21 protein-coding genes and 1 riboswitch are annotated in these 25,723 nt (G+C 64.7%); of the genes, 14 read left to right on the forward strand and 7 right to left on the reverse strand.

Going from position 1 to position 25,723, the window contains the following annotated elements:
- Window positions 1-146: 146 nt before the first annotated feature.
- Window positions 147-327: riboswitch (cobalamin riboswitch) on the reverse strand.
- A 126-nt stretch (window positions 328-453) separates the two neighbouring features.
- Window positions 454-1,176 carry a hypothetical protein gene (locus ACFFIA_RS42305; protein ID WP_377262907.1) on the reverse strand — a complete coding sequence of 241 codons (723 nt, stop codon included), beginning with the start codon at window positions 1,174-1,176 and terminating at the stop codon, window positions 454-456.
- A 2-nt stretch (window positions 1,177-1,178) separates the two neighbouring features.
- Entirely contained in the window at window positions 1,179-1,526 is a 348-nt protein-coding gene (locus tag ACFFIA_RS42310) for a hypothetical protein (RefSeq protein WP_377262910.1), read from the reverse strand.
- Window positions 1,527-1,666: 140 nt separating this feature from the next.
- Here ACFFIA_RS42310 and ACFFIA_RS42315 point away from each other — a divergent pair, with 140 nt between their 5' ends.
- From ACFFIA_RS42315 to ACFFIA_RS42325, 3 genes are all read left to right on the forward strand, one after another.
- The gene (locus tag ACFFIA_RS42315) at window positions 1,667-3,712 is read left to right on the forward strand and encodes a sensor histidine kinase (RefSeq protein WP_377262913.1); all 2,046 of its coding nucleotides are present in this window, start codon (window positions 1,667-1,669) and stop codon (window positions 3,710-3,712) included.
- Window positions 3,709-4,350: a response regulator transcription factor gene (locus tag ACFFIA_RS42320; RefSeq protein ID WP_377262916.1), complete on the forward strand. Its 642-nt coding sequence runs from the start codon at window positions 3,709-3,711 to the stop codon at window positions 4,348-4,350. The genes ACFFIA_RS42315 and ACFFIA_RS42320 overlap by 4 nt, the downstream gene beginning before the upstream one ends.
- 638 nt (window positions 4,351-4,988) lie before the next feature.
- Window positions 4,989-5,807, forward strand: a complete 819-nt coding sequence (locus ACFFIA_RS42325; RefSeq protein WP_377262919.1) for a hypothetical protein — start codon at window positions 4,989-4,991, stop codon at window positions 5,805-5,807.
- Here the strand turns inward: ACFFIA_RS42325 and ACFFIA_RS42330 are convergent.
- Window positions 5,804-6,946 carry a PucR family transcriptional regulator gene (locus ACFFIA_RS42330; protein WP_377262922.1) on the reverse strand — a complete coding sequence of 381 codons (1,143 nt, stop codon included), beginning with the start codon at window positions 6,944-6,946 and terminating at the stop codon, window positions 5,804-5,806. The two genes, ACFFIA_RS42325 and ACFFIA_RS42330, sit on opposite strands and share 4 nt — an antisense overlap.
- Before the next feature lie 124 nt (window positions 6,947-7,070).
- Between ACFFIA_RS42330 and ACFFIA_RS42335 the strand changes: the two genes are divergently transcribed.
- The gene (locus ACFFIA_RS42335) at window positions 7,071-7,997 is read left to right on the forward strand and encodes a proline dehydrogenase family protein (protein ID WP_377262925.1); all 927 of its coding nucleotides are present in this window, start codon (window positions 7,071-7,073) and stop codon (window positions 7,995-7,997) included.
- 35 nt (window positions 7,998-8,032) lie between these two features.
- Window positions 8,033-9,700, forward strand: coding sequence for an L-glutamate gamma-semialdehyde dehydrogenase (gene pruA / locus ACFFIA_RS42340; RefSeq protein WP_377262928.1), 1,668 nt, complete (start codon window positions 8,033-8,035; stop codon window positions 9,698-9,700).
- Between the two features lie 95 nt (window positions 9,701-9,795).
- Here pruA and ACFFIA_RS42345 read toward each other — a convergent pair whose 3' ends face one another.
- From ACFFIA_RS42345 to ACFFIA_RS42360, 4 genes are all read right to left on the reverse strand, one after another.
- On the reverse strand, window positions 9,796-10,509 hold the full coding sequence (locus ACFFIA_RS42345) for a GntR family transcriptional regulator (RefSeq protein ID WP_377262931.1): 714 nt from the start codon (window positions 10,507-10,509) through the stop codon (window positions 9,796-9,798).
- A 130-nt stretch (window positions 10,510-10,639) separates the two neighbouring features.
- Window positions 10,640-11,404 (reverse strand): IS21-like element helper ATPase IstB, encoded by a 765-nt coding sequence (istB, locus tag ACFFIA_RS42350; RefSeq protein ID WP_377262934.1) that lies wholly within the window; start codon window positions 11,402-11,404, stop codon window positions 10,640-10,642.
- A 10-nt stretch (window positions 11,405-11,414) separates the two neighbouring features.
- A complete protein-coding gene (gene istA, locus ACFFIA_RS42355) occupies window positions 11,415-12,806 on the reverse strand; it encodes an IS21 family transposase (RefSeq protein ID WP_377262937.1) in 1,392 nt (463 codons plus the stop codon).
- Between the two features lie 141 nt (window positions 12,807-12,947).
- Complete coding sequence (locus ACFFIA_RS42360) at window positions 12,948-15,290, reverse strand: S9 family peptidase (protein ID WP_377262940.1); 2,343 nt, start codon at window positions 15,288-15,290, stop codon at window positions 12,948-12,950.
- A gap of 188 nt (window positions 15,291-15,478) precedes the next feature.
- Here ACFFIA_RS42360 and ACFFIA_RS42365 point away from each other — a divergent pair, with 188 nt between their 5' ends.
- The 9 genes from ACFFIA_RS42365 to ACFFIA_RS42405 all read left to right on the forward strand — a co-directional run.
- Window positions 15,479-17,209, forward strand: a complete 1,731-nt coding sequence (locus ACFFIA_RS42365) for a CocE/NonD family hydrolase (RefSeq protein ID WP_377262943.1) — start codon at window positions 15,479-15,481, stop codon at window positions 17,207-17,209.
- A gap of 125 nt (window positions 17,210-17,334) precedes the next feature.
- Window positions 17,335-18,429 carry a dipeptidase gene (locus ACFFIA_RS42370; RefSeq protein WP_377262946.1) on the forward strand — a complete coding sequence of 365 codons (1,095 nt, stop codon included), beginning with the start codon at window positions 17,335-17,337 and terminating at the stop codon, window positions 18,427-18,429.
- The gene (locus ACFFIA_RS42375) at window positions 18,426-19,223 is read left to right on the forward strand and encodes an aspartate dehydrogenase domain-containing protein (RefSeq protein ID WP_377262949.1); all 798 of its coding nucleotides are present in this window, start codon (window positions 18,426-18,428) and stop codon (window positions 19,221-19,223) included. The genes ACFFIA_RS42370 and ACFFIA_RS42375 overlap by 4 nt, the downstream gene beginning before the upstream one ends.
- A gap of 216 nt (window positions 19,224-19,439) precedes the next feature.
- Window positions 19,440-20,933, forward strand: a complete 1,494-nt coding sequence (locus ACFFIA_RS42380) for a peptide ABC transporter substrate-binding protein (protein WP_377262951.1) — start codon at window positions 19,440-19,442, stop codon at window positions 20,931-20,933.
- Between the two features lie 99 nt (window positions 20,934-21,032).
- Entirely contained in the window at window positions 21,033-21,956 is a 924-nt protein-coding gene (locus ACFFIA_RS42385) for an ABC transporter permease (RefSeq protein ID WP_377262953.1), read from the forward strand.
- Window positions 21,953-22,843: an ABC transporter permease gene (locus ACFFIA_RS42390; RefSeq protein ID WP_377262955.1), complete on the forward strand. Its 891-nt coding sequence runs from the start codon at window positions 21,953-21,955 to the stop codon at window positions 22,841-22,843. Before ACFFIA_RS42385 ends, ACFFIA_RS42390 begins: the two co-directional genes overlap by 4 nt.
- A gap of 54 nt (window positions 22,844-22,897) precedes the next feature.
- Entirely contained in the window at window positions 22,898-23,926 is a 1,029-nt protein-coding gene (locus ACFFIA_RS42395) for an ABC transporter ATP-binding protein (RefSeq protein ID WP_377262957.1), read from the forward strand.
- Window positions 23,898-24,893, forward strand: coding sequence for an ABC transporter ATP-binding protein (locus ACFFIA_RS42400; protein WP_377262960.1), 996 nt, complete (start codon window positions 23,898-23,900; stop codon window positions 24,891-24,893). Before ACFFIA_RS42395 ends, ACFFIA_RS42400 begins: the two co-directional genes overlap by 29 nt.
- A gap of 124 nt (window positions 24,894-25,017) precedes the next feature.
- Window positions 25,018-25,723 (forward strand): proline racemase family protein (locus tag ACFFIA_RS42405; RefSeq protein WP_377262966.1); only part of this gene is annotated, 706 nt, incomplete at its 3' end.

Consider the following 25,723-nt stretch of genomic DNA (forward strand, 5'->3'; position numbering starts at 1 on the left):
GTCGCCAGCGGCGCGCGGTCCACCCGCGCAAGAGGTCAGCACCAACGACACGGCAACCGCGGCAGCGGCCAGCCAGCGGCGGCGTTTCATGGGCAGGGGGCATGCAGCATCGAAGATCCGCCTTCCAGCACCTCGTGGACAGGGCGTGCGTATCGCACGCCGTGGCCGGTCTCCTGGCTGACGGGTTGTCGCGTCTCCGGCCGGCCTTCCCAGGCAGGCGCCCAGTGACCTCATGCATGACGAGGGCCAGAGACATCCCGATCACAGTGGCGAGGGCCGCGCCGGCATCACACCGGCTTCCCGAGCACCACGGCGCGGCCAGACTAACCCGCCATACCGAACCAGGTCACGTGTGGATCTCGTCACTGCCCGGCGGACGCGCCCCGGACGGTGAGCCGCACGGGTGGCCATCGGTCGGAACCGGCCGATGGCCACCCGTGCGTCGTGCGTCGGCTAGGTGAGTGGTGCGGGCCGGCCGGGCGGTAGGTCGAAGTCGTCGTTGCGCATGCGTAGCAGAGCCAGGCTGGCCCCGGCGAAGCCGAGGGCGGCGACGAGCAGGCCGATGCCGGAGGCGACGTGGCCGGGCATGAACGGGTGGGTGAACCCGCCGACCGCGAGCGCGATGCCCGTCCAGGCCGGGGCTGCTTTGCTGCGCCATAGGGCCAGGCCGAGCAGCAGCAGGCCGAAGACGATACCGATGATGAACAGCAGGCCGCCCAGCGCGGCGGTTGGCTGTGACTCCAGTGCGTCCTGCAGCTTGGCCATGGTGGCCACGTCGAAGCCGTTCTTCACCGTGGTGTAGGCCAGTAGGTCGCCGCCTTGGTTGAGTGGGAAGCCGGCCAGCTGCCCGGTCAGTGCGAGCAGCGCGCCTGCGGTGGCGAGCCGGGGAGCGCCGCGCCGGGCCACCCAGGCGACCGCGAACGTGGCCGGGATCAGCAGCACCAGGAACGGCACGCCGAGGTACTGGATGACCTCGACCCGGTCCAGATGGTCGGCGTACGCCGCGGCGGTCTGTTCGAAGGACGTTCCGCCGTCGACCGGACTGAGGATGTAGTACAGACCCATGCCGATCATCGGCAGCGGCGCGATGACAGCGAGTACGATCCGCCAGAACCCGCGCACGTCCCGCGGCGCCTGACGGGTCGGCGCCTTCGCGGTGCTGGTCTTCTCGCTCATGGTCAGCTCACCGGCGCCGGGTTGGCCGGCCGGACCTTGGCGTACAGCAGCGCCAGACCCAGTCCGGCCGCGCTGAGCACGAGCCCGATGACGGCGCCGTCCCAGCTCTTGGCCAGTGCGATGACGGCGCTGGCGAGGTTGACCGCGCCGACGGCGATCACCGCCGGGGTGGCCCAGGCGGCCGACCGGAACAGGCCGACAGCGGCGACGATGCCGGCCAGACCGAGCAGGCTGATCAGCCAGGCGACCGGTGTGGGCAGGCCGATACCGCCGTCGTCGACGGCGATGGGCAGGTTGAGCAGTGACATGACGATGGTCGCGACGCCGGCGGCGTAGCGGAGGGTTCTCATGACGGTCTCCCTTGTCCGTGTAGTGGGACAAGGTTGGGGGTGGCCGCGTTCACTGGCCCAGGGCTGCGGATCCCGCGTCGCCGGGGCGGCTTCCCGGGCGATCGGGAAGGATGCCCCGGCCAAGTCGGGAACCGCGGTCGTTGATCGCGTCACGGCCGGATCGCGATACTCTCCGTATCGACACCACGCCTGAACACCCGCGACGCGACGGCAGCCGGTGGGCGGCCGCGACGCTGACGGCTGTCCTGGTCGGCGTCACGTTCCTGACGTTCTGGGTGATCACCGGGCGGCCGCTGCCCAACCCGGACAGCTCACCGGCCCTCTGGCTGGAGCCGCTGGTCACGATGCTCGCCTACGGGGTGGCCGGCGCCCTGCTCGTCGACCGCCGCCCGGACCTGCCGTTCGGCTGGCTGCTGGCCGGGGCCGCGCTGCTCATCGTCGTCCAGGTGCTGGTCGTGCCGGTGGCCTATGACGCCGCGCTGGACGGCGACCGGAGCCCTCTGGTGCGTTGGGCGCTGACCGCGGGCGCCTTCGGGTTCGCCCCGATCGCCGCGCAGGGTCTGATCAACATCCGGTTTCCCAGCGGCCGGCCGGCCACCCGGTGGGGCGCGGCCGGCGAGAAGATCCTCATAGGGTCCACCGGTCTGGTCATCCTCGGCGGCATCTTCGGCAGCTCCACCCTCGCGGACCTGCCCACCGGCGTGCCCGGACTGTCCCATCCGCTGACCGCCGGCACCCCGGCCGGCCGCATCGCCGACGCTGCGGTCGTCTTCGCGCCCGTCGTCGTGCTGGCCGGCCTCATGGCCGGCATCGGGGTGGTGGTCCGGTTCTTCCGCGCCGAAGGCATCGCCCGGCAGCAGCTGAAGTGGCGGGCCGCCGGCGTGCTTGTCTCGCTGTGCCTGTTTCCGCTCGCGGTGACCGACCGGACGCCGTTCTTCGACACCAGCCTCGACGCCGTGGTGTTCGTCCTGACCCTTGTCGTCCCGGTGCTGCGCTACAAGTTGTGGTCCATCGACACCATCCTGCGCCGCTCCCTGCTCTACGGTGCGATCACCGCCGCGCTCGTGCTCGCGTTCGCCGGCCTGGCCGCGCTCGGCGCCCTGGTCGTGTCCCGCCAGATCGCGACACCAGCCGCGGCGGCCGCCGTCGCGCTGTGCTTCGTGCCGCTACGCACCCGCACCCAACGCCTGGTCGACCACCTCTTCTACGGCGGCCGCCAAGACCCCTACCGGACGCTGCGCGACCTGAGCCACCGGCTCAATGCTGTGCCGGGCGGCGACGCGCTCGGCTCGTTCGGCCACGCCGTCGCCACCGCGCTGCGGCTGCCGTACGTGGCTGTGCAACGCGGCGACGGCACCCCGCTGGCCGCGTACGGCACACCGGTCGAGCCGCTCGACCGGTGGCCGCTGGCCTACGACGGGCAGATCGAAGGCTTTCTCGTGGCCTCCGCCCGGCGCGGAGAGGACGGCTTCGATGACCGCGACCGGGCGTTGCTGTCCGACATCGCCGGGCAGCTCGGCATCGCCCTGCACACCCGCATCCTCACCACCGAACTGCTGCTGTCCCGGCAGCGCCTCGTCACCGCCCGCGAGGAGGAGCGCCGCCGGCTGCGCCGCGAGCTGCACGACGGCCTCGGCCCCGTCCTGACCGCGATCGGCCTCACCCTCGACGCCGCCCGAGCCCGCGTCGACACCGATCCGGACGCCGCCAGCCGGCACATCGCCGACGCCCGCCAAGCGGCCGCACAGGCCCTGGCCGACCTGCGCAAAGTGGTACACGGACTGCGCCCACCCGCCCTGGACGACCTCGGCCTCGCCGGCGCCCTGCGCTCGCAAGCCGACCGGCTCACCGCCGGCGCACCACTACGAGTCACCATCGACGCCGACGGCCTCCCGCAGCTACCGGCGGCCGTCGAGGTGGCCGCGTACCGTACCGCCGTGGAAGCGATCACCAACGCGCTACGCCACAGCGACGGCAAACACTGCCGGGTGCGCATGACCGCCACACCCGGCACGCTCACCCTCCAGGTCACCGACAACGGCACCTCCACCGGCCCCTGGCTACCCGGCGTCGGCGTCACCGCGATGCGCGAACGGGCCGCCGAGCTCGGCGGCACCTGCCACGCCGCACCCGGCCCCGGCGGCGGCACCGTCACCGCCCACTTCCCGCTCCCGGAGACGCCATGATCCGCGTCCTGCTCGCCGACGACCACCCCCTGGTACGCCAAGGACTGCGGGCGGTCTTCGACACCGTCACCGACATCGACGTCGCCGGTGAGGCCAGCGACGGCCACCAGGCCCTGCGCCAAGCCGTCGAGCTACAACCCGACGTCATCGTCATGGACCTGCAACTACCCGGCCTGCACGGCATCGACGCCACCCGCCAGATCCAAACCCAGGTCCCGCACGCCGCCGTACTCGTACTCACCATGTTCGAAGACGACGCCACCGTCTTCGCCGCCGTCCAAGCCGGCGCCCTCGGCTACCTCGTCAAAGGCGCCGACGCAGCGGACATCATCGCCGCCGTCCGCGCCGCCGCCAGCGGCCAACCCATCTTCGGCGCCGCACTCGCCAGCCGCCTACGCACATGGTTCGCCACCCCACCCACCCAGAACATCCCGTTTCCCCAACTCACCCCGCGCGAACGCGACATCCTCGACCACCTCGCCGCCGGCCTCACCAACGCTCAGATCGGCCAACGCCTACACCTGTCCAGCAAAACCGTCGCCAACAACATCACCGCCATCCTCGCCAAACTCCACCTCACCCAACGCAGCCAAGCCATCATCCAAGCCCGCGACGCCGGACTCGGCCGCCCCCACTAACCCTGACCGCCACGTCACCCAGTCCCCATAGGACAGTCGGACCTCACCCGCGACGCACCCCATCTGCCCCCGTTACCTAATGAGTCTCGAACGGCCCGCCGTGGCTGACGGGATGTCTGCCCCTTACCTGGCCTCTGCGGCGGCTGCGTCGTCGTCTCTCGTCGACTACCGGCTGGCACCAGAGCATGCCTACCCGCCCCGGAGTGGTCCTGTGCGTCGGCGGCGTGCTCACGCATATTTGGCCAGGTGGTTGTATGCATCAAGCGGCCGGTATAGGAGTCCCACCTGTCGCACGATCCCGTCGCGATCCGACTCGTGCCGCTGTACGTAGGCCTCGGGCACAGACACAGCGTCACCCGCCGCGGGCCAAGCCTCGCGACTTTGTCCGCGGTGAGGCCCACCGTCGTCTTCGGCGAACCCAGCTACCACGGCAGGACCTGCAGATCGTTACGCAGCCGATGCATCTACGGGACACGGGCGACGCTCGGACGGGGGCGGCGGGCCATGCCTGGCAGCCCCTGACCAAACCCGGCAACGGGCCCGCCGCCTTGGGCGGACTGGTGACCGGGATCGACCTCGATGTCGTGCCCATGGCGGCGTCCAGCCGGCGTCCGCCGCGGTGACGCCGCTGGCCAGCGGTGGTCGCGAGCGTCGTGGCGGCTCTGCTGCTCGGTGGCGGTGCCGCGCCGGTGCGGCAGCCCTGGGACCGGCCCGCCGTGCTCGACGGCGTGCCGCGCTGGCGCCGCGACGGTACGGTCCGGCTGATCGACCGGGTGGCCGGGCTGGTCGTGCTTGAGGAACTGACCGCGCCCGTCGCCGACCAGACAGCCGGCCTGCCTCGGGCGTCGTACCGGTTGGTGGAGCTGGCAACCGGGCGGGAGGTGTGGCCCTGGGCCGTCCGCCCGGTCGTTGAGACGCTGGTCGCGGTCGCGGTCGCCGGTGACGACAGCGGCCTGACGGGGCTGCTGCAGCGCGACAGGGCCGGTCGCACGCTGTTGCACGACGTGGCCACCGGGCAGAGTCGGCCGCTGGTCGACCCTCCGCGGGTGACGGATGCCTACCGCTCGGGCGACGACCTGCTGCTGCTCGCCGACCACGGGACCGGGGCGGAGCTGGTCAGGTACGACTGGGTCACGCTGCGCCCACGCTGGCTGGTCGCCGAGCCGGTGGGTGTGCTGCTGGGCCGTTGCGGTCCATGGCTCTGCATCGTCGGTGGGGACAGCACGGCCGCCGTGGACCCGGCCACCGGGCAGGTCCGCTGGCGGCCCCCCGGCGCGGCCGCCGTCCCCGGGCACCCGCTGGTGCTGCACGAATACAGCGCCACCGCCCGGTTGTCTTACGGCTGGGCGGTCAGCAACGTGGAGACGGTGAGGAAGTGGAAGCCTTTGGCGTGTAGGCCGTCGATCATCGTGGGTAGGTCTTTCAGCGCGAGGAGGCGGTCCCCAAAGCACTACTAGGACAGCGGCAGGAAGTCACCCAGCATCAAGGCGAGGTGGAGGTAGGTCCGGTCCGCTCCGCGTTTGAGGTCGAGTCCGGTTCGGCGTTCGACCTGCGCGAGGCGGTGATAGAGGCTCTGGCGGTGCAGGTTGAGCGCTGATGCTGTGTGGGCGGCGCTGCCAGCGCAGTCGAGGTAGACGCGTGCGGTGCGCACAAGCTCCGCGTTGCGGTCGTTGCTCAGGAATGCCATGAGCTGTTCGGAGACGATCGCCTCGGCCAGGTCGTGATCGGCGGCGGCTGAGAGTAGTTTGAGGACGCCGAGTGAGGCCCATTCGGTCGGTTTACCCGGGTGGTTTGCCCGTGCGACTCGAAGAGCGGTCAGGGCGCCCCAGCGGGATCGTCGCAGGTCTTCGAGCATGCTGACCTGCGGCCCGATTCCCACGAACGGCGCAGTGGTCGGTGGTCGAGGCCGGCGGAGGTACCCCAGGCGTGTGAGGAGCTCGATTGAGGACGGGTCCTGCGTCTTGATGCGGCCGCGCACGATGGCGCTGGCGATCGTGGGTGACTCCTGGACCCAGACGACGCCGTCGCGGCGTGTTTGTACCGAGAGGTTCTCGATGGGTGTCGGGTGCTCGACGAGGAGGCAGGTGACCGGGTCGCCGATGCGTAGGTCGGAAGCGAGGACGATCTCCTTGGCGGCCGCGCGTGCCGTCATCCGGTCACCTTCGACGAGGTCCCGGTAGAACAGGTTCAGCCGGGTTTGCCGCCGGGTCGACTGGCTCAGCAGCAGTGCGGCGATCTCGGCGATGCGGGTCGCGGCCGGCCAATCGTGCTCGGAGATGGCCTCGTCGGGGTCCAGGAGCCAGAAGTATCCCTGGACGCGGTTGAGGTGCCGGGCGGGGATGCACAGCCGGGCCGAGATGCCGAGATCCGGGTCGGCGGGTGTGCGGATCGGCGTGGTCGATGTGCGGATGCCCTGAGCGTGGAACCAGTCGCGCACCTGGCTGGTCGCCCGCCGTTCCAGGATCGAGCGCTGCCGAACAGCGTCCACATCGCTCTGGCCCGAGTAGCCGAGCACATTGAAGTCGGCATCTTCAAGGGTGCACGGTGCGCCCAGCAGGACGGCCATCTCGTCGACCAGGTCGTCCAGCTCCGTCACTAGACAAATGTAACAGTCTTCGGAGCTGTGTTTGTGGCATCCGTATCTCGTTGTGGGCGGGCCCGCCCTCCTAGGTTCTGCTTGGTGGTGCCGTTGGGGGCACTTCGCACCTCAAGGAGGGCACGTGCTGGGACCCACGTTGCTGAGGGCATCACGCAACAAACGGCTGCGCGACGTGATCGAGCGCAACCCGTTGACACGCAAGGTCGTCACGCGATTCGTGGCCGGGCAGGACCAGGATGCGGTGCTGGCCGTCGTCCATCGCCTGCACTCGCGCGGCATGACGACGACCCTGGACTTCCTCGGGGAGGACGTCTCTGACCTGGCCGGTGCTCGTCGCGTCCGGGATCAGTATCTGTCCTTGCTCTACCGGCTGCATGAGGCCGGCGACGCGGAACGGTCCGAGGTCTCCGTCAAGCTCTCCGCCGTAGGGCAGTCCATCCCGAAGGACGGCCACGAGATCGCCCTGGAACATGCACATCAGATCGCCGTCGCGGCAGCCGCCGTCGGTTGCCGGATGACCCTGGACATGGAGGACCACACGACGGTCGACTCCACCCTCGCGATCGGCCACGAACTGCGACAGCAGTTCCCACTGACGGGGAACGTGCTGCAGGCCAACCTGAGGCGAACGGCCGGCGACCTCGCCCACCTCGCCGGCTCCGGAGCCCGCGTCCGACTCGTCAAAGGCGCCTACCGGGAACCCGAATCGGTTGCCTACCAGCGCAAGAACGAGGTCGACCACGCGTACCGGCAGGGTCTGCATCAGCTGATGGCATCCAGCTGCTACCCGATGGTCGCTACCCACGACCCGGCGATGATCCGGGAGGCGAGCGACACGGCTCAGCGATGCGGCAAGGGACTGGGCGACTGGGAGATCCAGATGCTGTACGGCATCTCCGCCGGCCTCCAGGCCCAGCTCGTCAGATCCGGCCACGCACTACGGATTTACATCCCGTACGGCACGGACTGGTACGGGTACTTCATGCGGCGGCTGGCCGAACGGCCGGCCAACGTCGCCTTCTTCCTGCGCGCTCTCGCCCGCGGTTGACCTTCCTTCCCGATTCGACGACACCTGGAGCGCCTATGCATGCCATCACCACGCCGCCTGCTCCCATCAACGAGCCGAACCTGACCTACGCGCCGGGCACCCCCGAACGCCAGGCCCTCCTCACGGAGATCGAGAAGCTCGAACAGCAGCAGCAGGACCTGCATGGCTACGTCGGCGGGTGCTGGAGGCCCGGCGGCGGCGCCGAGATCCAGGTCGTCCAGCCGCACGACCACCAGCACGTGCTCGGCACGCTGAAGAACTCGACCAAGGCCGACGCCAGCGCCGCGATCAACGCCGCGGCCGACGCCGCGCCGGGCTGGCGCGGCATGGACTTCGACGACCGGGCCGCGGTCCTGCTCAAGGCCGCCGACCTGCTGGCCGGCCCGTGGCGCCAGCGCCTCAACGCCGCCACCATGCTCGGCCAGTCGAAGACGCCGTTCCAGGCCGAGATCGACTCGGCCTGCGAACTCATCGATTTCTGGCGCTACAACGTCCACTACGCGCGCCAGATCCTCGCCGACCAGCCGATCGCCAACAGTCCTGGCGTGTGGAACCGCACCGACCACCGCCCCCTGGAGGGCTTCGTCTACGCGATCACGCCGTTCAACTTCACCGCGATCGCCGGCAACCTGCCCACCGCCCCGGCGCTGATGGGCAACACGGTCATCTGGAAGCCCTCATCGACCCAGCAGCTCGCCGCGTCGCTGACGATGGAACTGATCGAGGAAGCCGGCCTGCCGCCGGGCGTCATCAACATGCTCCCCGGCGACGGGCGGCAGGTGACCGAGGCGCTGCTCGCGCATCCGGATCTCGCGGGGATTCACTTCACCGGTTCGACACCTCTCTTCCGGCACCTGTGGCGCGAAGTCGGCAACAACATCCACAACTACCGGTCGTATCCGCGTCTGATCGGGGAGACCGGCGGCAAGGACTTCATCGTCGCCCACCCCTCGGCCGACCCCGAGGTGCTACGCACCGCGATGATCCGCGGCGCGTTCGAGTTCCAGGGCCAAAAATGCTCAGCCGCCTCCCGGGCATACGTCGCTCGGTCGGTCTGGAAGAAGATGAAAGACTCATTCGTCTCCGAGGTCGAGTCAATCACGGTCGGCGACCCGACCGACTTCTCGAACTTCATGGGCGCGGTCATCGACGACCGGGCGTTCGCCAAGCACACAACGGCGATCGAGCGCGCCAAGCACTACCCAACACTTGACATCCTCGTCGGCGGCGAACTCGACGACTCGGTGGGATACTTCGTCACCCCGACCGTCGTCGAGGGCAGCGACCCCACCGACGAGATGTTCACCACCGAATACTTCGGCCCGATCCTCGCCCTCCACGTCTACGAGGACGGCGACTTCGAAAAGGTCGTCCGGGGCATGGAGTCGATCACGCCGTACGCCCTGACCGGATCGATCATCGCTCAGGACCGCCGTGCGATCGCCTGGACACAAAACGAACTCCGGTTCGCGGCCGGCAACTTCTACATCAACGACAAGCCAACCGGCGCGGTCGTCGGTCAGCAGCCGTTCGGCGGCGGCCGCGCCTCGGGCACCAACGACAAGGCTGGTGCCGCGGTCAACCTGCTCAGGTGGACCAGCCCTCGCTCGATCAAAGAGACGTTCGTCCCGCCGACCGACTACCGCTACCCCTACCTGACACAGCCACCTCGGACACCGATGCACGGTGAGCCAGGCGCATGAGCGGAGTGACCTCTTGTCTTGAGTTCACTCAGCAGGCGAAGGCGGCGGACCTCAAGCACGTGTCATCTCCAACGCAGTTGGGGCCCGAACCAAGACTAGTTCTTGCGGAACTGTGGTGCGTCTGGGGTTGGAAGGCGCATTTCGCCGCGAAGATACGCCTCGACATATGTTTCCGCTCGTTGAGCAGCTCGGCTCAGATGCGACTGGACCGCGTCGATCGCCAAATCGACGTCTTGGTCCTTTATGGCTGTGTAGATGCGCTGGTGCTCGTGGAGGAGCAGATCCCAGTGGGGCTCCGAGAGATGAAGTGACAGATTCATCATGAGTCGGACCGGGTCTTTGAGGCTGTTCCACATTCCAGTAAGGCGGCCATTGCCCGACCATTTGTAAAACAGCTCATGGAACTCAATATCCACACGGACCAGTGTCTCTGCCGAAGCCCCTGATCGGATTCGCCGGTCAAAGTCGGCGATACTTTCAGCCATCTCTTCACGCAGGCTTGAACTGTTTCGCGAGATCGCTGTCCGCGCTGCGAACTCTTCGAGGGCCTGACGAAGACTGAAGAGGTCGTCGACATCGGCGCGTGTTGTCGGTGCGACAATCGAGGGCTTTCGTTCGCGTCGAAGAACGAGGCCGGTCGTCTCCAACGCACGAAGAGCCTCGCGCACTGGCCCTCGGCTGACGCCGAGCTCTTTGGCAAGTTCGTTCTCAGGCAATGTTGAGCCTGGGGGCAGCTCGCCTGAGAGTATCCGGCGGCGCAACTCCTCTTGAACGACCTCCCAGCGGTCTTGGAACACGATCTCCGTCACGTCTTTGATCCCTCCTCATGCGAATGGCGCTCCACGATGATCCAAGATGGCCCGCGGGAACTCTTGTCCGCGTACGACCTAACATGTCGGCGGGGGTACGACCTGACGTGTCGGTCTCCGGCGGCGCCGATCATGACATGGTGGGTGCTTCCGGCGCTACCCGGTCCTTGAGTCGATAGCTGGGGCCGTTGATTGACAGTATGGCGCAATGGTGCAGGAGCCGGTCGAGAATAGCAGTGGCCAGAACGTCGTCGGAGAACACTGCGCCCCATTCTGAGAACGCATTGTTCGAGGTGAGAATAATGCTGCCGCGCTCGTATCTGCGCGAGACCAGTTGGAATAACATGTTGGCTTCCGCGTGATCCACCGGTAGGTAGCCCACCTCGTCGACAACGAGGACCGCGGGCCGTAGGTAAGCTTGGAGTTGGCGGGCGAAACGATTGGCGCGTTCGGCTTCTTTCAGCTTGCGGACAAGGTCGTCAAGCGTGGTGAAGTAGATCGAGTACCCGGCTTTGCACGCGGCGATCGCCAGCCCGACGGCTAGATGCGTTTTGCCTACTCGGGGTGGTCCCAGCAGAGCAGTATTGGACTTCGCGTTGACGAACGACAGGGTGGCCAGGTCGCGGACTTTACGGGTGTCGAGTTCCGGTTGGAAAGCGAACTCGAAATCGTCGAGGGTCTTGTGATGGGGCAGGCCGGACAGCTTCAGCGCGGTGCGGAACCGGCGGCCGTCGCGTTCGCCGAGTTCTTCTTCGAACGTCAGGTCGAGGAAGTCCCGGTAGCCCATCTTGGTGTCCTCGGCCCGGCGCAGCAGGACATCGATCTGGGCGGCGATGTGTGGTGGGCCGAGTTTGGCCGCGGTGGCCCGGATGCGGGTGCTGGTCAACTGGCTCAACGGGTTTCCTTCACGGTCGTGGGTGGGTGAGGCCGGCGGCGGTGTCGTAGCTGGACAACGGGCCGCGAGACCGGGATCTGGGCCGCGGCGCTGCGGGGTGAGCAGCACCGTCAGGGGGTTGGGGGCCGCTCTGCTCGTCATCGCGGTCGTGGCGTGCAGGCGTATCGAGGGTGGTGGCGCGGGTGTGGCCGTCGGGCAGCCCGTCCCAGTGCGTTTGGTCAACGACCCAGCTGCCGGCCTGGGTGGCCCGCGGGTGCGCGGCCAGCAGGGTGACCCCGACCTCGTCCAGGGTCAGGGCGTGGACGGTGACCGTCGATGCGGTGGCGCGGATCTCGACCTGCTGCCCGGCGCGGACGTTGCGGGCCGGGACGGAGTACAGGCTGGTCTGGAACGAGACCGGGCAGTCCTTGCCGACCCGGCGCAGGTGCTTGTCCGCGACCAGATACGGCCGTGCGGGCAGAGCCAGCAGCCGGTTGCGGTCACGGGTGGCGCGCACCGCGATGACCTCGCCGTGGGTGCGGTGGGTCTTCCCGCGGCGGATCGGCAGCCATGCATCGAACGCCGCCTGCAGGTCGTCCAGGCTGTCAAAGACCCGCCCGGTGATCACATGGTCGCGCACGATGGCGACCTGGCGTTCGACACGGCCCTTGCCGGTCGGGCGGTACGCGGCCAGCACGTCGATGGCGAACCCGTAGTGCTCAGCGAACGCGGCGGCCTCCGGGTGCAGCGGCACTGCCGCCCCCGGGGCCACATGGCGACGCACGACGGTCTTGGTCCGGTCGTAGACGATGCTGCCCGGCACACCACCGAAGTGGGCGAACGCCTGACGGTGACAATCCCAGAACGCCGCCATATCCATGCTGGTGGTGAAGCAACAGAACGGGTCTCGGGAATACGACAACGTCATGTGGAACGCGTAGACGCATCCGAGCCCGGCGACCAACGCTGCTTCTTCGCCCCAATCGACCTGGGCCTGCGAGCCGGGTGTCACCTCGAACCGGCGATGCAATCCCGCCATGTCATCGGTCAGGACGCCCAACTCGGCGAGAATTCGCGGGCGGGCTTCCTGCAGATACATCTTCACCCGCTGGTAGTTGCCGGTGAATCCGTACTGCGCGACGAGGCGTTCGTGGATCACCGACCCTTTCAGCCTGGGTTCGGCCCGCAACCACGCATCCACCACGTCGACGAATGGAGTAATGACTTTCGGCTGGCTGCCCATACAAGCCGGCGCCCGCGGCGGTGTCGATGGTGCGTCTGGGGCCAGATACTTCTTTACCGTTCGCCAATCACAACCAGTCTCCCTGGCGATCTCAGCGAACGTCGCGCCCGCCGCGTGCAACGCGCGGAACGGCGGATATCCATCCAACCTCCCGGATCGAGGATCATGGAAAGCTGACATCACCCTTCGGACCTCATGCCTGGCAGCATTCAAGATCCGAAGGGTGACCAGCTCTCCCGGCCACACCACCGGAGACCGACCTACACGTGAGCCCGTACACACACCGTCACGTCATCCCTTACGCGGACAACTCTCATTCAATCAGTCGCCATTGGATGGTTCGGACGGCCCCTCGCCTGCAGCGAAGACACTCGTCAGCGGGACCTCACCATCACGCGCGAGCCGGTATCGGGGTGGCTCCACGCCGTGTAGGTGCCTGACAAGGTAGTCCCACGTCCGCCTTGTGACGTATGCCTCGCAGCCATGGAACGCGTGATCTCCTCGAGGAAGGATCAGGAGGTCGAAGTCCTTGTCGGCGTCGACGAGGACTTGGACGAGGCCCAAGGTTTGATGCAGCGGGACGTTCTCATCCATTGCCCCGTGGATCAGGAGCAGTTTTCCATCGAGATGATCCGCCAATGAGGCGTTGGCTAGTCGCTGCTGGCTCGCGGACCACTGCGCGGAGCTGTCAGGTATCCCATCGAACACTTCGGGCCACGCTGCATTCTGCCGATACATGTCATGGTTTCCCGCCGCAGAGACCCCCACTCGGTAGAAGTCCGGGTATCGCATCATTGCTCGTACGGTCATAAACCCACCGCCAGACGCACCACAAATGCCGACACGACTCATATCCATCCACGGGCGGTCTTTGGCCAGTTCTTCGAGGGCCGCAACGTGATCCGCGAGACAACTCGCGTCGTCAAGGTGCCCGTAAGCGTAGTCATGGAACGACCGGTCGCGGCCAGGCGTGCCGCGGCCGTCGATTAGAACTACCACGAAACCAAGTGCGGCCAGGGACTCGGCGGTTGTACCGAAGACCGCGCGTGCGCCGAATGCGGTGTCGCTAGAGGTGAAGGGAGAGGCTCTTGTCAACTGAGGCCCTGGATAAATGTGCTCCACCACGGGATAGGTAGCATCGGCTGAGAACCCGTGAGGTTTGTAGACGAGGCTATAGATGTCAGTCTCGCCGTCGGCCCCCTTCGTTCGTACGCGCTCGGGACCCGTCCAACCAAGTCGAACGAGTCGCGCGGGGTCCGCGGTCTCAAGCTCCGCGACAACCGCGCCAGTGGCGTCTAGCACCACGGTTCTGGGCGGGTCCGTGAAGGTAGAGGTGGTATCAACAAGCCAGCGTCCATCGGGCGACACGCTCACGACGTGGTCAATGTTGACATCGCCAAGAATTACCAGTTCCCCGGTATCGATCGACAACCGAGCAGGCACCCTAAAATATGGGTCCGTTACGCACATCCCAGCGATAGTCACTATCGCTGTGCGACTCGCATCATCGACGTGTTCGACGGACCTGACAGAGAACTCTCCCGAAGAGACTTGCCGTGGATTGATGCTCGTGTCGGCATCGTAGCGGTACAAGTGCCCGCGACCGTCTCGCTCAGACCACCACAGCGCGGCTGCTCCGTTGTCAAGAACGTGATATGGATGTGCCCCAAATAGTCTCCGCTGGACGGCTCGCTCCCCTCGCTCCACCACGAGCGTCACAACGCTTCCTGTCGCGACGTCCATCCTCTTCAGACGCTGAACGCGCGGGTCGCGATCATGATGCACATAGAAGACGTATCGAGAATCGGCTGACCACCTGAGCTCCTCCAGGAGGAGCTCAGGATGCTCCCGGAGCAGGAACTCGGGGTCAGAGAACTCGATGCGACGGCCGTCGATGGTGTCAAACGCGACCCAGGTGCCGAGGGGCATCTCCTCGCCAGGAAACCCGTACTTGTACGCGTGAAGTTTGGGGCGGGAGCCATCAAGCGGCGACGTTTCGAGCAGCCACAGGTCGCTCATGCGTGACTGATCGCAGATGTAGGTCAGAAGGACGCGCGAGTCAGGGGACCAGCTCGCGAAGAGGGGGTCGAGCTTACTCTTGGAGAGCTGGAGCGCCTGGAACGGAACGAAAGCGTCGGCGTACGCACCGTAGCTTCGCAACGACTCACCGTCGTTCGTCAGACGAACCAACTCGCCATGCGCCGTGGTCACGACGACATCGTGCCCGTTCCGCGCTGCCCGCTTGGAGCCATCGGGAGAGACCCGTTGCCCAAACAGGGTTGCCCGTGGACCGCCCAAGTTCGCTAGCACGTCGTTGTGAGCATCGTAGGACCACGCGTAGCCGACGCTGTCGAATGTCGCAACGCCCCCATCTACTCGTAGTTCTCTGAGTGGTAGCCGGTTGGGCTCGAGGATCGACCCCGATGCCTCCATGAGGCGGTTCGCCAGGCGCTCGTGGTCGAAGGCAGGTCGCCTTGTGCCGAGGGCGGGACAGACGGACATGTATGCCCAGCCTTCGGGAGTCTCGGATCGATACCAAAGGTCAGAGGACTGCATGTCCCAGATCGGGACTACGCGCGCGTTGTCGATCAAGGTGTCCCAGCGACTGCCAAGCACCTCCGCACGCCGGTAGGCGTCCAGCATCGCGCCAGCGGTCGCTTCCACTGCTCATCTCCCAAGTAGGGCCGTTGGTCACCCGTGGTCGTCGCTCACCCTTCCATCTGACTGGTTGCCGGTCAACCGTTGACAGGTAACCAGAGGTGGTGCAGTCTCCTGTTAACAGGTGACGGTCACCCGGACGGTGCCCGGCGCTCCCGGAGACGTGCTCGCAAGCGATAGGTGGATCGGAAACCATGAGCCGGCTAACCCAGCAGAGTCAGCAGCGACTGGGAAAGTTCGAAGTCGATATACAATGGGATGTGAAGGTTCCAATGCGCGACGGAACCCAACTGAGCGGTCTCCTTTATCTGCCGGATCCCTTGGAAACTCCTCGACCGGCGATCCACCAGCTGACGCCATACGTGGCGCAGACCTATCACGAGGTCGGTGTGTACTTCGCCAGCAACGGATACCCCTACCTTGTAGTGGATATTCGGGGCCGCGGAAACTCGCCGGGAGAGTTCTACCCCAACGAGACCGAAGCTGAAGACGGCTTCGACATCATCGAATGGCTCGCGCGACAGTCGTTCTGCAATGGTCAGGTCACCGCCACCGGCGGCTCATACAGCGGCATGACGCAGTGGCTCGCGGCCAGGGAGATGCCAGAGCACCTGAGCACCATCATCCCTGTGTCCTCGCCCTTTCGAGGTGTCGATACACCCGTTCGGAACAACCTGTATGCCAACTATTCGATGCAGTGGCTGACCCTGACGGCGGGAATCACGAGCCAGGATCAGATTTTCTGGGGACAGAAGCCATTGTGGGGCTCCCGATTCCGCAGGTGGCATGAGTCCGGTCGACCGTTCCGTGAACTCGACTCTTTCCTCGGCATGCCGTCCAAGTCCTTCCAGACCTGGGTCGCGCATCCCACGCGTGATGACTACTGGGACAGGTTTAGTCCCTCCCCGGAACAGTACGCGGCCATCGACATGCCGATCCTCACCATCACTGGCCACTACGACGTGAACCAGCCGGGCGCCCTCGAGCACTACAAGCGTCACAACCGATATGCCCCGGATGACGCGACGGCGAAGCACTACCTGATCATCGGGCCTTGGAACCATCAAGGAACTCGCGAGCCGGTCACCGAGTTCAGCGGCCTGACCGTGGGGGACGCAAGCCTTCTTGACATCCGCCAGCTGCACTTGGACTGGTACGACTGGACACTTTCCGATGGTCCGCGGCCAGACTTTCTTCGTGATCGCGTCGCCTACTACGTCATGGCGGCAGATCACTGGCGGTACGCGCCGACCCTCGAGGCAGTCACGGACCACTCCGAACCACTCTTCCTCAGTGCCGACCGCAATCCCACCGACGTCTTTCGGGCTGGCAGGCTGTCGGGTTCGCCAACTGACAGCGAACCGTTCACGTTCGAGCACGATCCACGAGACATCGCCACGGCTGTGGTGGAAGAACACGTGGACCCGTCCAACGTCACAGATCAACGCATGCTGTTCGCGAAGTCAGGCAAGCTGCTGGTGTTCCACACCGAGCCGTTCACGGAGCCTCGCGAGGTCACTGGCTTCTTCAGAGCGGACCTTTGGATCTCGATTGATCAGCCGGATTGTGACTTCCGGGTATCGGTCCACGAGATCGGACTCGACGGAAGCAGTGTTCAACTGTCCTACGACACCATCCGAGCGCGCTATCGAGAGAGCGATAAGGAAGAGTCGCTCGTGTCCACGACGGAACCCCTTCACTATGGATTTGATCGCTTCCCCTTCGTCTCACGCGAGATCTCCGTCGGCAGCCGCCTTCGGTTCGTGATCGAGCCGATCCACTCGATCTATTTCCAGCGGAACATGAACGCTGGCGGCGTCGTCTCCGATGAATCGATAGAGGACGCCCGCACCGTCCAGGTCGCCGTTTTCGCCGACTCCTCCCGTCCGAGCGCCATTCACGTTCCCTATGGGCGCCCATCGTGACTTTCCCACCGGAGGACTCGAACGCCATTGTGCAGGCCACCGGGTGGCCGGCACAGTTGGAGGCATTCGACTTCGGCCTGTCACGCGAGCAGGAGTCGCGCGCGGCGGGCTTGCATGCTTCCAGCGTGGTGGTCGACATGGTGTCCCGCGGAGCCGGTAGTGAGATCTTCGATGCCTATCAGGGCGCATACAAGGGGCAGCTAACCACCCTGATCGAGGAGGTCCGCCGGCAGCCATCCCGACTGTCCGAGGTGATGAACTGGCCCTTTGAGACCGAGTTGGCCGGCGGCCCCGACCTCCTACGGCAACGCATCCAAGACAGCGGACTCACGTGCGGTACCTATGAACCGACTCTGTCTCTCCCAGCCGATCTCACTGACTGCTTTGCATGGGATTGGGCCGAAGCGATTCGTAGGTACAGCGCACTCCCCTGGGTGATCCACGCAACGGAGCAGTCCGACGTCAGAAGGGCTAAACGCGAAGGGAGCGTCGCGTTCTTCTCCTACTTCCAACCTCTGTATCCCAGCCCCCATGATCTAGGCGCCTTCGATCACGCCTTCACACAGGGTCTGCGGTCCTACATGTTGACCTACAACCACATGGATCATCTGGGGGTCGGATGCCTTGAGCGGGTCGACTGCGGGCTCTCCACGTTCGGAATCAAGGTTGTCGAGAGATGCAACCGACTGGGTGTCATCGTCGACCTCAGCCACTGTGGGGAGGCAACGACCCTCGAAGCGTGCCGGATATCCACTCAACCTGTAACGGCCAGCCACACCTCGGCACGTCGTGTCTATGAACATCCCCGGGCGAAGAGTGACGATGCCTTGCGAGCTGTCGCGGACACGGGAGGCGTCGTGGGCGTCTACGCCGTTCCTGCATTCTTGGCGAACACCCCCGAGCCCTCCATCGACTCGATGCTGGACCACATCGAGTACATGATCGATCTAGTGGGCTGGCAACATGTGGGGATCGGGACTGACTGGCCCTGGGCAATCCCCAGCGAGTTGGACTCCTCGCTAGGGGAGATCAATCACAAACGGTTGGCTTTCAAACCCCAAGACGAGGCAGGTCGAGCTGCGCGACTCAGAGGCTATCGAGATTGCCGAGACCTGCCGAACATCACGCGCGGCCTCGTAGGTCGCGGATACTCTGATGAGCAGGTGCAGGGAGTTCTCGGAGAGAACTTCCTTCGCGTGTTCGGGACGGTGTGCGGATGACTCCGCTGCGCCAGGTAGGCGCGCCACCATCCTCAGACCTGCGAGTGGTGCTCCTCGGCCTTGGAGCGATCAACCGCCGAGTGGCTCAACTTGTGACCGACCTGCTTCCCAACGTGCGTGTCGTTGGTTCGATCACGCGCGGTGGGCGTCCGCTCGACGTGGCACTTCCACCGATCCGCGACGCCGGCCAGCTTGCAGCCGTACGCGCGGACATCGTCGTGGAAGCGGCGGGGCACGAGGCTCTGAAGACATGGGGCCTTCCAAGCGTTAGAAGCTCGCGAACCTTGATCATCTCCTCGGTGGGCGCACTAGCGGATGACAGCTTCCGTCAGGAGCTGGAGCGTGAGTCCGCGATGTGTGGCAGCAAGGTCGTACTGTCGCCCGGTGCCGGTGCGGGTGTTGAAGCGCTTGCGGCTGCAAGCACGCTCGGCATCACATCCGTTATTCATCGGATCGTCAAGAGCCCGGAAGCACTGGGAACGATCGGCGTAGAGGATCGCAAGGTCGTGTTCGCTGGTACCGCCCGTCAGGCGGCCGCGAGGTACCCGAGAAACGCAAACACTGTTGTGACGACAGCGCTGGCCAGCGCCGGTCTCGATGAAACCCGAGTCGAGATCGTCGCGGACCCTGCGGCGACCCGCAACTCGCACGAGATCCTGGCGGAAGGCCCTGCGGGCAGGATCAACGCCCGCATCGACAACGTGCCGATTCACAGTTCACCGAAGTCGTCTGAACAGGCGGCTTTGGCCATCGTGCGACTACTCCGATGCGCAGCGTCTCCACTGGTGATTTAGCAGTGGCCCAAGGACGCAAACTCCGATGGACTCAGGATGGTGCAAGTTGACATGAAAGGGCGTTTCAAAATGATCCACGACCGACAACACCGTGGGTTTTCACTAAGAGGCCAAAAAGCGCGGTTGCTAGCTGCGCCAATTGCCGTAGTCCTGGCAGTTGCCGGATGTTCGAGCGAGTCGAACTCCACCGCTGACGGTGGGAGTTTTAGCGTCGCTGTGACCGAACCGGACCACCTGGTGCCTGGCTGGGTTGCAGCTGGCTCCTCGTTCTCGATCCTGAACGCCCTCTACGCACCCCTAGTGGCGTTGAAACCCGATGGCACTCTCGACTATGTCCAAGCCGAATCGGTCTCGTCCGAGGACAGCCGCGTGTGGACGATCAAGCTCAGGGAAGGATGGACCTTCCACGACGGCACGCCCATCACCGCTCAAGACTATGCCAACACTGTCAACGCCGCGGCATACGGCCCGAATGCCTGGGGAACGAACGGGCTGACGATCAACATTGAGGGATATGACGCCCTGAACCCGGAGAGCGGCGAGCCCAAGACCGACAAGCTGACGGGTGTGGAGGTCGTCGACGACCTCACGCTCCGAGTGACCCTCAAGGCCCCTAACGGCGGATTCCCACTTTGGCTCCTCCATCCGGGGTCGCCGTTCAAGGCGCTGCCGCCAGCCGCATTCGATGACATGGCGGCGTTTGAGGAGAGCCCTGTGGGAAGCGGCCCGTTCATGATGGACGGCAAGTGGGAACACAACCGTGAGATCCCAATGAAGCGATTCGACGACTACCAGGGTCCCAAGGCGAACGCCGAGAAGTTGGTCTTCAAGATCTACCAAGACGGCGGCGCCGCCTACACCGATCTGGAGGCCGGCAACGTCGACATCCTCGGCGGGTTCCCGGCGGTTCCAAGCGGTCGGGAGAGCCAACTGGAAGACCGCTTCGGCAAAGACCATGTCGTTGTGTCCGATGCAATCGGTGCGACTTGGCTCGGCGTCTCCAAGTCAGACGAGCGCCTCCAAGATGTGCGGATTCGTCAGGCGTTGTCCATGGCAGTGGACCGGGAGGGCATCAATGAAGCAGTGTTTGGAGGCTACAGGGTTCCGTCGACCGGTATCTACCCACCGGGATGGTTCGGTGGATCTACCGAGGCGTGTGGCCCCACGTGCGACTTTGACCCTGACGAAGCCAAGAAGGTGCTCGATTCGGCAGGAGGAATCGAGGGTGAGTTGGTCTTGTACTACACACCCCAGGGACAGCCGAAGGAGATGGTCGAGGCCATCGCCAACAGCTTCCGACAAAACCTCGGCATCGATGTGGGGATCAAGGCATACCCGACCGCAGCCGACTACTTCGAGGATCTCGCGAAGTTCGAGGCCCGGGGGCTCGTGGTGGGAGGCGTCCTTTCATCGATACCGCTTCGCGACTATGGGCTGCGCTCCTTCCAGTGCACTGGTCAGTACCTCATGACCACGGGTGGGCACTGTGACGAGGCCATTGACGCACGAATTGCAGCCGCAACGGCCAAGCCCGCTGAAGAGGCCGTGTCAGACCTGCAGGCTGTCGAAGAGGACCTGATGGCGAAGGCGTACGTTCTGCCTCTGCTGTGGAATGGAACCATCTTCGTGGGCGGGCCGCGTGTCAGTGAGATGCCGACAAAGCCGGGCTCTGCATACCTGGACTACGCAGGCGTGCAAGTCAGCGATTGACAAGTTCGTTGTTCCGTCGGGACGTAGGTGTGGGTTCGGACGTCAAGTCCATTGGCGTCCGAACCCACGGCCTGTCGAGGAGAGAGTAGGACCGAAGTCGTGCTGCGATTCGTTCTGGGACGGCTGGCGCAAGCGGCCTTCGTACTGCTGGGTGTTACTTTCATCATCTTCGTATGTGTTTGGGCGCTGCCGGGTGATCCCGTTATGTCCCTGGCAGCTGGTCAAGAGCTCTCGCCGAGCACCATCGCCGCGATACGCCAGGCCCACCACCTCGACGATCCGCTACTGGTCCAGTATGGCCACTACATGAAAGGCCTCTTGACGTTCGATCTCGGCAACGATTTCCAAGGTCGGCTGATCGCCGACGAAATGTCGCGGCGATGGCCAGTGACCGTGCAGCTCGCTCTCACCGCGTGGGTATTTCAAGCCCTCTTCGGGCTTGGGCTCGGGATGCTCTCTGCCATCCGGCATCGACGCCTGATTGACCATGCGGTTCTCGGTGCCAGCATGCTGATGATCTCTGTCCCGATTTTCGTTCTGGGGTTCTTCCTCCAACTCGTCTTTGGATCCAGGCTGGGGTGGCTGCCTGTGGCCGGCCCAAGTGCGGGATGGCCGACAAGCTACGTCCTGCCCGCGATCGTCCTGTCGGCGTTCGGGACTGCCTCGGTCATCCGTCTGCTGCGCTCCGAGATGATCGACAGCCTTAGATCCGAGTATGTTCGTACAGCACGTGCGAAAGGGCTCAGCGCTCGCAGGGTTTACGTTCGCCACGCCTTTAGAAACTCTCTGATTCCGGCCGTCACGCTCCTGGGCATCGAACTAGGCATGCTTATGACCGGCGCGATCATCGTTGAGGGGATCTTCAACCTGCCAGGCATCGGCCAGTACCTCTATCAATCGATCAGTCGCCAAGAAGGTGTAGTCGTCGTGACGCTGGCGACCATGATGATCCTTGTATTCCTCGTGGCGAACATCGTGGTCGATCTTCTCTACGCCGTCCTGGACCCAAGGATCATCCGGTGAAGCGCCGAACGCGAGGGGGCGAACTGACCCGTCGGGAGTCACTAGCCCGTGATGCGTGGCGAGACCTGCTCAGGAACCCGTTGTTCGTCATTGCTGCCATATGTGTCGCAGCGCTCATCGCGATGGCCGCGTGGCCCGGGTTGTTCGCGGGCTGGTTCGGGAATGGTGACCCACGCGCGTGCGATCTCGCCAACAGCAGTCGGGGGCCGGCGGCCGGACATCCATTCGGCTTTGACACGCAAGGGTGCGACCTCTATGCGAATGTGATCTACGGCGCTCGCGCCTCTGTTCTCGTCGGAGTTCTCGCCTCCTTGATCTGTTTCTTGATCGCTGTCGTCTCAGGGCTCCTTGCAGGCTACGGCGGTCGCATTCTAGACGTCGGCGTTTCTCGACTTGCGGACGTATTTCTCGGCTTTCCTTTCATACTCGGCGCGATCATCATTCTGACCACTATCGAAGACCGATCGATTCTTCTAATAGCGCTGGTCCTGGCGTCGTTTGCATGGCCGACGTGGACGAGGTTGATGCGCGCATCCGTCGTGCAGGTAAATCACTCAGATTACGTCAACGCGGCCCGGACGCTCGGTTCTCCACACCTCTGGATTGTCTTTCGTCACATCGTGCCGAACTCGATCACCCCGCTAGTGGTCTACGCGGCCCTTGGCGTTGGTGGCTTCATCGCTGCCGAATCGGCACTGACCTATCTGGGGGTTGGACTCGAGTATCCGGCCATCTCCTGGGGACTCCAGCTCGCGAGCGCTGAGACAAGATTCTCGGTTGCCCCACACCTGCTGTTGTTTCCGGGCGCCGCTCTTTCAATCACGGTGATCAGCTTTGTCGTGATCGGCGATCTTCTTCGTGACGCTTTCGACCCTAGAGCGCGATAAGAATGTCCGGCCGACGTTCGCACAGTTCCATGCCCGACCCCGAGGAGATGGCAGATGGATAGATCCCAGAGTCGCTCCGCGGCCGAAAGTCCCGCCCTGTCCGTTCGCAACCTGGCGATCGACATCAGGTTGCGCACCGGGATCGTGACAGCCGTAAAGGACGTCTCGCTCGACGTTCAGGCCGGGGAGACAGTCGTCGTGCTAGGCGAGTCCGGTTCGGGTAAGAGCCTCACAGCAATGTCGATGATGGGGCTACTTCCTGAACGGGCTTGGGCTTCTTCCGGCGAGGTGATCTTCGGAACTGACGATCTGCTGTCGCTAGACGCTCGAGGGTGGCGACGTGTCCGTGGTCCCGGCATGGCGATGGTGTTCCAAGACTCCCTGGCGGCGCTTAACCCTGTGCAGTCGATCGGCGCGCAACTGACCGAGTGTTTCCGGGTGCACCTAGGTAGCGGTCGCCGCGAGGCGAGGGCTCGGGCCATTGACATCCTGGCGCGGGTCGGAATCCCAGACCCAGCTGGACGCCTCTCGGCCTACCCTCATCAGTTCTCTGGAGGGATGCGCCAAAGGGTAATGATCGCCATGGCCATCGCGCTGAGGCCGAAGATCCTGATCGCGGACGAGCCGACCACCGCTCTAGACGTCACAGTCCAAGCGCAGATCCTCGAACTATTCGAGAGCCTTGTCGATGAGATCAAGATGGGGTTGGTGCTCATCACGCACGACCTGGGTGTTGCGGCGCAGGTCGCCGATCGAGTCATCGTCATGTACGCCGGCAGGATCGTAGAAGAGGGGCCGGCCGACCAGGTGCTCGAGTCGCCTATGCATCCGTACACAGCGGCGCTCTTGTCGTCAGTGCCATCCGCTGAGACTGCACGAGGTCAGCTCACCGCAATCAAGGGCTCTCCACCGCTGCTGTCGGACGTCCCGCAAGGCTGCAGTTTTGCACCGAGATGCTTGTGGGCATCGACCGAATGCCTAGGGCATGTTCCCTCGCTCGCTGATGTCGCCCCGTCGCGCGCCGTCGCTTGCCACAACTGGAGGGAGTTTGCCAATGAGTGGCATGTCCAGCAGCCCCGCTGACCCGGTGCTTGTCGTAGATGGCGTCTCGAAGGAGTACGGCGTCGCCGGCCGCCGCATCGCCGGGCATCGCCCGGTTCTACGGGCCGTTGAAGGCGCCAGCTTCACACTCGGGGTCGGGGAGACGCTCGGCATCGTCGGAGAGTCTGGGTGCGGGAAGTCCACTCTCGCACGCCTCCTTGTGGGGCTTGAACGGCCCACCCGTGGCACAGTACAGATCTTCGGACACCAGTTCGCTCGACTCTCCCGCACAGAATCACGCCAGCTACGTCGGTCCATCCAACTGGTGATGCAGGACCCCTATACCTCACTCGACCCCAGAATGACCGCGGGCCAGATCGTCACAGAACCGCTGCAAGTCCATCGGGACGTGGTTGCGCGGCCCGACCGTGACCGCTATGTAGGCGAACTGTTCGAGATGGTTGGGTTGAACCCCGACCATAGAAACCGATATCCCCACCAGTTTTCCGGCGGTCAGCGTCAACGAATCGGCATCGCTAGAGCCCTGGCGTTGCATCCCAAGATACTCGTGTGCGACGAGCCCGTTTCCGCGCTCGATGTCTCAGTCCAGGCGCAGGTGCTCAATTTGCTGTCTCAGCTCCAGGTGGAGCTTGGCCTGTCGTATATCTTCATCGGTCACGACCTGTCGGTAGTGCGTCACATCTCAGATCGTCTCCTAGTTCTGTACCTTGGCAAGGTTGTCGAGTACGGGACGGCCGCCGGAATCTACGGCCGACCGGCGCATCCGTACACCGAAGCACTGCTGTCGGCCATCCCCGGGAAACGGGGAGGCAGTAACGGCCGCATCGTGCTGCCTGGCGATCCTCCAAGCCCAACCTCAAGGCCGACCGGGTGTGTGTTCCGGACTCGATGCTGGAAAGCCTCAGCGATCTGTGAGGAGGTCGACCCTCCGCTGATCGAGCTCCACAGGGGCGGGCAGGAGGTCGCGTGCCACTTCCCGAACAACTGAACGTTCACAGACGGCGTCGTCAAGACACGTTCGCCCACAGGAACCAACCATCGAGGAGACGTGCATGGACGTCGGAACGCTAAGAACGATCGACTATCACACGGGGGGAGAGCCCTTCCGCATCATGGCTCGAGTCCCCGTCGACATAGAGGGCGCGACTGTTGCTGAGAGGCGAGCACGAGCGACCCCAGGAACCGCGATCGATGACCTTCGACGGGTTCTCTGTTTCGAGCCCCGAGGTCATGCGGACATGTACGGCGGCTTCATCACGCCCCCCGACAACGATGGGGCCGACTTCGGCGTTTTGTTTTGGCATAAGGATGGGTTCTCAACGGCCTGCGGCCACGGGACGATCGCACTCGGAGCCTGGGCGATCGAGAACGGCGTGCTGCCGCCCGACTCGAGCGGCCTGAGCACGGTGACGATCGATGTGCCGTCGGGCCGAGTGCAAGCGATGGTGCATCATCCAGCCGGTCCGGTGATTGGGGTGGACTTCGTGAACGTCCCAAGCTACTTGATAGCGCAGGACGTTCTGCTCGAAACCAGTCGAGGGTCAGTGTCGGTCGACATCGCTTTCGGCGGAGCCATCTATGCCCAAGTCAACGCAGCTCACGCGGGCCTCTCAGTTGAACCCGCTTCAACGAATGAGCTCATCGGCTTCGGCCGAGAGGTCAAGCAGCAGCTCATTGATAGTGAGTTCGCCAAGCACCCCACGGACTCACGACTCGACGGAATCTACGGCACAATCCTGTTCGAGGACCTAGGTAACAGCGCACGGCCCCGGCGTTGTTCCGGGTTGAGGTGTTCTGTCCAGGTTGAGGACCGGACAG

The sequence above is a fragment of the Phytohabitans kaempferiae genome, from assembly GCF_042433955.1.
GTDB lineage: Bacteria > Actinomycetota > Actinomycetes > Mycobacteriales > Micromonosporaceae > Phytohabitans > Phytohabitans kaempferiae.

Bases quoted from the DNA above. Each gene is read 5' to 3' on its own strand.
- ACFFIA_RS42305 (WP_377262907.1), bottom strand. From the start codon at position 1,176: ATGAGCGAGAAGACCAGCACCGCGAAGGCGCCGACCCGTCAGGCGCCG.
- ACFFIA_RS42310 (WP_377262910.1), bottom strand. From the start codon at position 1,526: ATGAGAACCCTCCGCTACGCCGCCGGCGTCGCGACCATCGTCATGTCA.
- ACFFIA_RS42320 (WP_377262916.1), top strand. From the start codon at position 3,709: ATGATCCGCGTCCTGCTCGCCGACGACCACCCCCTGGTACGCCAAGGA.
- pruA (WP_377262928.1), top strand. From the start codon at position 8,033: ATGCATGCCATCACCACGCCGCCTGCTCCCATCAACGAGCCGAACCTG.
- istA (WP_377262937.1), bottom strand. From the start codon at position 12,806: ATGTCAGCTTTCCATGATCCTCGATCCGGGAGGTTGGATGGATATCCG.
- ACFFIA_RS42365 (WP_377262943.1), top strand. From the start codon at position 15,479: ATGAGCCGGCTAACCCAGCAGAGTCAGCAGCGACTGGGAAAGTTCGAA.
- ACFFIA_RS42375 (WP_377262949.1), top strand. From the start codon at position 18,426: ATGACTCCGCTGCGCCAGGTAGGCGCGCCACCATCCTCAGACCTGCGA.
- ACFFIA_RS42395 (WP_377262957.1), top strand. From the start codon at position 22,898: ATGGATAGATCCCAGAGTCGCTCCGCGGCCGAAAGTCCCGCCCTGTCC.
- ACFFIA_RS42400 (WP_377262960.1), top strand. From the start codon at position 23,898: ATGAGTGGCATGTCCAGCAGCCCCGCTGACCCGGTGCTTGTCGTAGAT.